Source organism: Shimia sp. (genome assembly GCF_041624275.1).
Lineage (GTDB): Bacteria > Pseudomonadota > Alphaproteobacteria > Rhodobacterales > Rhodobacteraceae > Shimia.
Window position 1 is genome coordinate 1 of sequence record NZ_JBFJVE010000178.1, and the last position, 6041, is coordinate 6041.

The window sequence follows — 6041 nt, forward strand, 5'->3', positions numbered from 1 at the left end:
GGCCTGGTCGGTCTGGGTGACGCCGACCGCCTGGGACCTGGCCATCCTGTTCGCGGTCGCCTGTTTCGCCACTGCGGGCCATTACACGATGACGCTGGCCTTTGCCGCCGCGCCGATCACGGTGACCCAGCCGGTGAGTTTCCTGCAACTGGTGTGGGCGGTGCTGCTGGGCTGGCTGGTCTTCGAGGAAAGCCTTGATCTCTGGGTGGTGGTCGGCGGGCTGGTGATCATCTGCGCCATCAGTTTCATCACCTGGCGCGAGGCGGTGCTGAAGCGCCGCCAGATCACGCCGGATGTGAATGCCACCAAGGTCTGAGCGCGGCCGAGGGGGGCGGATTCCCCATCGCCGCGCCAAGTCTCGCGCGGGGGAGTCCGGCAGGCGGCGGCCCGGACTCAGCGGTCGCTGTCAAGCAGCAGCTGCGCCACCCGGCGCGCATCGGCGCGGGCCTTGGCCGCGTCCGGCGCCACCGCCGACTGGGCGGCCTCGAGCCAGACCCCGTCCATGTAGCTTTGCAGCGCCTCGCGCACGGTTTCGCGGCGCGACTCGGGCAGCAGCGCCTTCAGCTCGGCGCGGAAATTCGAGGTGACCCGGGCGCGGTTGATACGGTGCAGCCGCGCCAGCGAGGGCACGTAGGGGGCGCTGCCCCAGAACTGCACCCACAGCGAACACTGTTCGATCGTGTAAAGCCGGTCCGAGAAATTGGCGTCCAGCAGCGCCATCAGCCTCTCGTGCGGGGTTCTGGCCTCGGCGATCCGTTCCAGAAGGCTGGATTTCAGCAGCCCGAACAGGCGCCGCATCGTCGCCTCGAGCAGCTTTTCCTTGGAGCCGAAATAATAGTTGATGCTGGCCGCGGTGGCGTCGGCCTCATGGGCGATTTCTGCCATGGTCACAGCGGTATAGCCGTGTTTGTACACCGCCGTGATGGTGGCGCTGATCAGCTCTTCGTTGCGGATTTCCCGGATTCTCTTCCTGCCCATGGGGGCATTCTGGACGCTGCGCAGCCCCCCCGCAAGGCAAATTGCACGGTCATTTTTTGTATGAATATTTAATTTTTTATTTTCTCAAACCAAAACCTGTGGTACCGCGGCCCATGTCATGCGGGCAGGGAGGTGCCCGGCAGCTGGGAGGAACCTATGACAACACTGCTTTCGATCGGCATCGCCCTGGCGCTGCTTCTGGTGCTGTTCTGCCTTGTGAAATGGTGGAACCTGCGCAACGTCGGCGTCACGCCGGTACATCTTTTCACCTTCATCGCGATCCTGTTCACATCGGGGCTTGATGTCGGGCTGATCATGTTCCCGCTGACCGAATTCCCGGTCTATGCCGATACCGCGACCGCGCCGGAATATGGTTTCGCCAACCCCTTGGCGATCGAGTTCGGTTTCTGGGGCTTCCTGATCTGGGCCTTCTACTTCCTCACCGCCTTCTATTTCTGCATCGTCGAGCCGCGGGTGCGCTTTTTCGAGAAACCCGTGGTGAAGATCGTCAACAACGCGGTCATCATCGGCACCTGTGCCTTCACCGGCTACCTGTTCCTGACCTATCTGCCCTGGTATGCCTCGGGCATCATCGGCGACGGCGAAACGCTGAGCTGGCATTTCTATGCCATCGTGCTGGCGACCATCGCGCTGGCCGCCTACAGCTCGACCGACATCAAATATGTGCGCATCCTGTCGCTGGCCTCGACCTGGCTGTTCTTCGCGCTGATCCTTGGCATGGCGCTGGCGGCGGCGATGGGCATCGACGATCTCTTTGCCACCGCGTCGCTGGCGGGGGAGTATTTCACCAATATCCACAAGTTCGTGCTGCCGCTGAACGACTATCACCAGTTCTACCTGTTCTGGTGGTTCGCATGGTCGATCATGATCGGCCAGTTCACCTCGCGCTTCGTCGGGGGGCTGAAAACCTGGCAGGTCTTCGTGTCGCTGCTGGTGTTCCCGTCGATCCCGCTGCTGATCTGGTTCTCGGTGCTGCATTTCTACTGGGCCAACGAACTGGCCACCGGCGGGCTGATCGCGATCTCGATGCTGGTGGTGGGGGTGACCTTTGTCATCAACTCGCTGGACTCGCTGATCCGGCTATATACCGACAACCTCGGCCTCACCACCGAGCGCCTCGGGCGTCTGGTCTATCTGGGGCTCAACGTCGCGGTGCTGTTCGGCCTCGTGCTGCTGTTCAAGTCGGGCTGGATGCAGATCGAATGGATCGGTTCGGTGGTGATCGGCATCTATTTCGCCTGCGTCATCTACATCGCGCTGTTCAAGCGCCGCGAGGTGATGGCGATCACCGCTTCGCCCGAAGATCGTGATCTCGACTTCCAAAGGATCGAGACCGTTCACTGAGCCAGACGCCCCGGCGCATCGCTGCGCCGGGGTCACATCGAAAACGGCCTGCGTGCCGCACCTATTCCGGGGGATCCATGGACCTGCAACCCAAGGCCAGTCACTTCATCAACGGCGCCTATGTCGAGGACAGGGCCGGCGCCGCAATTCCGGTGATCTACCCGGCAACGGGCGAGGTCATCGCCACCGTCCATGCCGCGACACCCGAGATCGTCGAACAGGCGATCGCCAGCGCCAAGGCGGCGCAGGTCGCCTGGGGCCGGATCAGCGGCACCGAACGTGGCCGCATCCTGCGCCGCGCCGCCGACATCATCCGCGCGCGCAACCACGAGCTTTCGGTGCTGGAAACCCATGACACCGGCAAGCCGCTGCAGGAAACGCTGGTCGCCGACGCCACCAGCGGTGCAGATGCTCTGGAGTATTTCGGCGGCTTGGCCGCCAGCCTGACCGGCGAGCACATCCCCCTTGGCGAAGACTGGGTCTATACTGTGCGCGAGCCGCTGGGGGTCTGCGTCGGCATCGGCGCCTGGAACTACCCGACACAGATTGCCTGCTGGAAGGGCGCGCCGGCGCTGGCCTGCGGCAATGCGATGATCTTCAAACCCTCGGAAACCACGCCGCTGGCGGCGCTGAAAGTGGCCGAGATCCTGCACGAGGCGGGGCTTCCGGCGGGGCTTTACAACGTGGTGCAAGGGCTTGGCGAGGTCGGCGCCGCGCTGGTCAGCGATCCGCGCATCGCCAAGGTCTCGCTCACCGGCTCCGTGCCGACCGGCAGAAAGGTCTATGCCGCCGCCGCCGCGGGCATGAAGCATGTGACCATGGAGCTTGGCGGCAAGTCGCCGCTGATCGTCTTTGATGACGCCGATGTCGAGAATGCCGTCGGCGGCGCCATCAACGGCAATTTCTATTCCTCGGGGCAGGTCTGTTCGAACGGCACCCGGGTGTTCGTCCAGAAAGGCATCAAGGAAGCCTTCCTGCGCCGTCTGGTCGAACGTATCGGCGACGCGGTGGTCGGCGATCCGATGGACGAGGCAGTAAGCTTTGGCCCGATGGTCAGCGAAGCGCAGATGAAGATCGTCATGGGCTATGTGCAAAAGGGCATCGACGAAGGCGCGACGCTGGTCTGCGGCGGCAAGCGGCTCGACATGCCCGGCTTTTACGTCGAGCCGACCGTCTTTGCCGATGTCACCGACGGGATGACCATCGCCCGCGAAGAGATCTTCGGCCCGGTGATGTCGGTGCTCGAGTTCGACGACGAGACCGAGGTCGTGGCCCGCGCCAATGCCACCGAATTCGGCCTTTCGGCCGGCGTCTTCACCCGTGACCTGACCCGGGCGCACCGGGTGATCCGTGACCTCAGGGCCGGCAGCTGCTTTATCAATTCCTACAATGACGCGCCGGTCGAGGCCCCCTTCGGCGGGGTCAAGGCCTCGGGCGTGGGGCGCGAGAATTCGAAAGAGGCGATCCAGCACTACAGCCAGGTGAAATCGGTCTATGTGCGCATGGGAGACGTCGAAGCGGCGTTCTGAACGCCGCTTTGAAAGGGCCCGCCGAAGCCTCCGGCCGCGGCTGGCAGGATCGGCGGGAACAGAAAACAGACGGGCCGACGAGGGCCTTGGGAGAACGAGATGAACGCGGATTATGTGATCGTCGGAGCGGGCAGCGCAGGCTGCGCCATGGCATATCGTCTGTCCGAGGCGGGCAAAAAGGTGCTGGTGATCGAACATGGCGGCACCGACGCCGGCCCCTTCATCCAGATGCCGGCGGCGCTGAGCTACCCGATGAACATGGGGCTCTATGACTGGGGCTACAAGACCCGGCCCGAGCCGCAGCTTGGCAACCGCAGCCTGGTCTGCCCGCGCGGCAAGGTGATCGGCGGCTCGTCCTCGATCAACGGCATGGTCTATGTGCGCGGTCACGCGGGCGATTATGACCACTGGCAGGACAGCGGCGCCGCGGGCTGGGGCTATGCCGATGTGCTGCCCTATTTCCGCCGCATGGAATGCTGGCACGAAAGCGGGCAGGGCGGGGATGCCGCGTGGCGCGGCACCGACGGCCCCTTGCACATCACCCGTGGCCCCCGCGACAACCCGCTGCACGCGGCCTTTGTCGAATCCGGGCGTCAGGCGGGCTACCCGGTGACTTCGGATTATAACGGCCAGCAGCAAGAGGGCTTCGGCCCGATGGAGATGACGGTCTGGAAAGGGCGTCGCTGGTCGGCGGCCAATGCCTATCTGAAGCCGGCCCTGAAACGCGACAACTGTACCCTGATCCGCGCCCTCGCGCGGCGGGTGGTGATCGAGGGCGGCCGCGCCGTCGGCGTCGAGGTCGAGCGCGGCGGCAGGACCGAGGTGATCGGCGCCAATGCCGAGGTGATCCTTGCCGCCAGCTCGCTCAATTCGCCGAAACTCCTGATGCTCTCGGGCATCGGCCCGGCGGCGCATCTCGCGGAACACGGCATCGAGGTCATCGCCGACCGTCCGGGTGTGGGGCAGAACCTTCAGGATCACCTCGAGGTCTACATGCAGTTCGCCAGCAAGCAGCCGATCACGCTCTACAAATACTGGAACCTGATCGGCAAGGGGCTGATCGGAGCGCAATGGCTGTTCACCAAGACCGGGCTCGGGGCCTCGAACCAGTTCGAAAGCGCCGCCTTCATCCGCTCGCGCGCCGGCGTCTCCTATCCCGACATCCAGTACCACTTCCTGCCGATCGCGGTGCGCTATGACGGGCAGGCGGCGGCCGAGGGCCACGGCTTCCAGGCCCATGTCGGCCCCATGCGCTCGCCCTCGCGCGGCGCCGTGACCCTCAGCAGCAGCGATCCCAGGGACGCGCCCGACATCTTTTTCAACTACATGTCGACCGAGCAGGACTGGGTCGATTTCCGCACCTGCCTGCGCCTGACGCGCGAGATCTTCGGTCAAGAGGCGATGGCGCCCTTTGTCAAACACGAGATCCAGCCCGGCGCCAATCTGCAAAGCGATGACGAGCTTGACAGCTTCATCCGCGACCACGCCGAAAGCGCCTATCATCCCTGCGGCACCTGCAAGATGGGCGCTGCCGATGATCCGATGAGCGTCGTCGACCCCGAGTGCCGGGTGATCGGCGTCGACGGGCTGCGGGTCGCCGACAGTTCGATCTTCCCGCGCATCACCAATGGCAACCTCAACGGGCCCTCGATCATGACCGGCGAAAAGGCCGCCGATCACATCCTCGGCAGGGGCCTGCTGGCGCCGGCCAATGACGCGCCCTGGTTCAACCCGGACTGGGAGCAGTCGCAGCGCTGATTTTCCTCCCTTGCGGGCGCGCTTCGATCTCTGTCTTGACCCCGGTCAAGGTCGCCCGCGCGCCATCGGTCTAGACTCGCATCAAAGACAGAACAAAGGAGCCTTGGATGTCCCACACCCCTCACGAGCTGGCCGAAGAATTTCCCGAATTCGTCGAGAAGATGCATGCGCTGAAGACCACCGACGCGCATTTCGCCAAGCTGGCCGAAGACTATCACGAGCTCAACCGCAAGGTGCACCGCGCCGAGACCAACGTCGAGCCGCGCGAAGAGCTGGCCGAGGTCGATCTGCGCAAGCGCCGGGGCGCGCTGAAGGACGAGATCTACGCCTATCTCAAGGCCAACTGATCCGGCCTGCCCCCTTTCCTCCCACCAACTCCTCCCGATGGGGCGGCGGCGAAACCCGTCGCCC

6 protein-coding genes are annotated in these 6041 nt (G+C 64.3%); 5 read left to right on the top strand and 1 reads right to left on the bottom strand.

The window, feature by feature from the left end; translation table 11 throughout:
* The coding region (locus ABZD10_RS12645) for an EamA family transporter (protein ID WP_372886967.1) at window positions 1–316 on the top strand (316 nt) is incomplete at its 5' end.
* Between the two features lie 77 nt (window positions 317–393).
* Here ABZD10_RS12645 and betI read toward each other — a convergent pair.
* The gene (betI, locus tag ABZD10_RS12650) at window positions 394–978 is read right to left on the bottom strand and encodes a transcriptional regulator BetI (protein ID WP_372886969.1); all 585 of its coding nucleotides are present in this window, start codon (window positions 976–978) and stop codon (window positions 394–396) included.
* 156 nt (window positions 979–1134) lie between these two features.
* On the opposite strand from betI, the gene ABZD10_RS12655 reads away from it, so the two are divergent.
* The 4 genes from ABZD10_RS12655 to ABZD10_RS12670 all read left to right on the top strand — a co-directional run bounded on the left by ABZD10_RS12655 (window position 1135) and on the right by ABZD10_RS12670 (window position 5977).
* Window positions 1135–2343 (top strand): BCCT family transporter, encoded by a 1209-nt coding sequence (locus tag ABZD10_RS12655; RefSeq protein WP_372886971.1) that lies wholly within the window; start codon window positions 1135–1137, stop codon window positions 2341–2343.
* A 77-nt stretch (window positions 2344–2420) separates the two neighbouring features.
* Complete coding sequence (gene betB / locus ABZD10_RS12660; RefSeq protein WP_372886973.1) at window positions 2421–3872, top strand: betaine-aldehyde dehydrogenase; 1452 nt, start codon at window positions 2421–2423, stop codon at window positions 3870–3872.
* A 99-nt stretch (window positions 3873–3971) separates the two neighbouring features.
* Window positions 3972–5630 carry a choline dehydrogenase gene (gene betA, locus ABZD10_RS12665; RefSeq protein WP_372886975.1) on the top strand — a complete coding sequence of 553 codons (1659 nt, stop codon included), beginning with the start codon at window positions 3972–3974 and terminating at the stop codon, window positions 5628–5630.
* Window positions 5631–5737: 107 nt separating this feature from the next.
* Window positions 5738–5977 (top strand): YdcH family protein, encoded by a 240-nt coding sequence (locus ABZD10_RS12670; protein WP_372886976.1) that lies wholly within the window; start codon window positions 5738–5740, stop codon window positions 5975–5977.
* The last annotated feature ends 64 nt before the right edge of the window (window positions 5978–6041 follow it).

What these genes read in the sequence shown, in the direction of transcription:
- ABZD10_RS12655 (WP_372886971.1), top strand. Translation starts at nt 1,135, where the DNA reads ATGACAACACTGCTTTCGATCGGCATCGCCCTGGCGCTGCTTCTGGTG.
- ABZD10_RS12670 (WP_372886976.1), top strand. Translation starts at nt 5,738, where the DNA reads ATGTCCCACACCCCTCACGAGCTGGCCGAAGAATTTCCCGAATTCGTC.
- betB (WP_372886973.1), top strand. Translation starts at nt 2,421, where the DNA reads ATGGACCTGCAACCCAAGGCCAGTCACTTCATCAACGGCGCCTATGTC.
- betI (WP_372886969.1), bottom strand. Translation starts at nt 978, where the DNA reads ATGGGCAGGAAGAGAATCCGGGAAATCCGCAACGAAGAGCTGATCAGC.
- betA (WP_372886975.1), top strand. Translation starts at nt 3,972, where the DNA reads ATGAACGCGGATTATGTGATCGTCGGAGCGGGCAGCGCAGGCTGCGCC.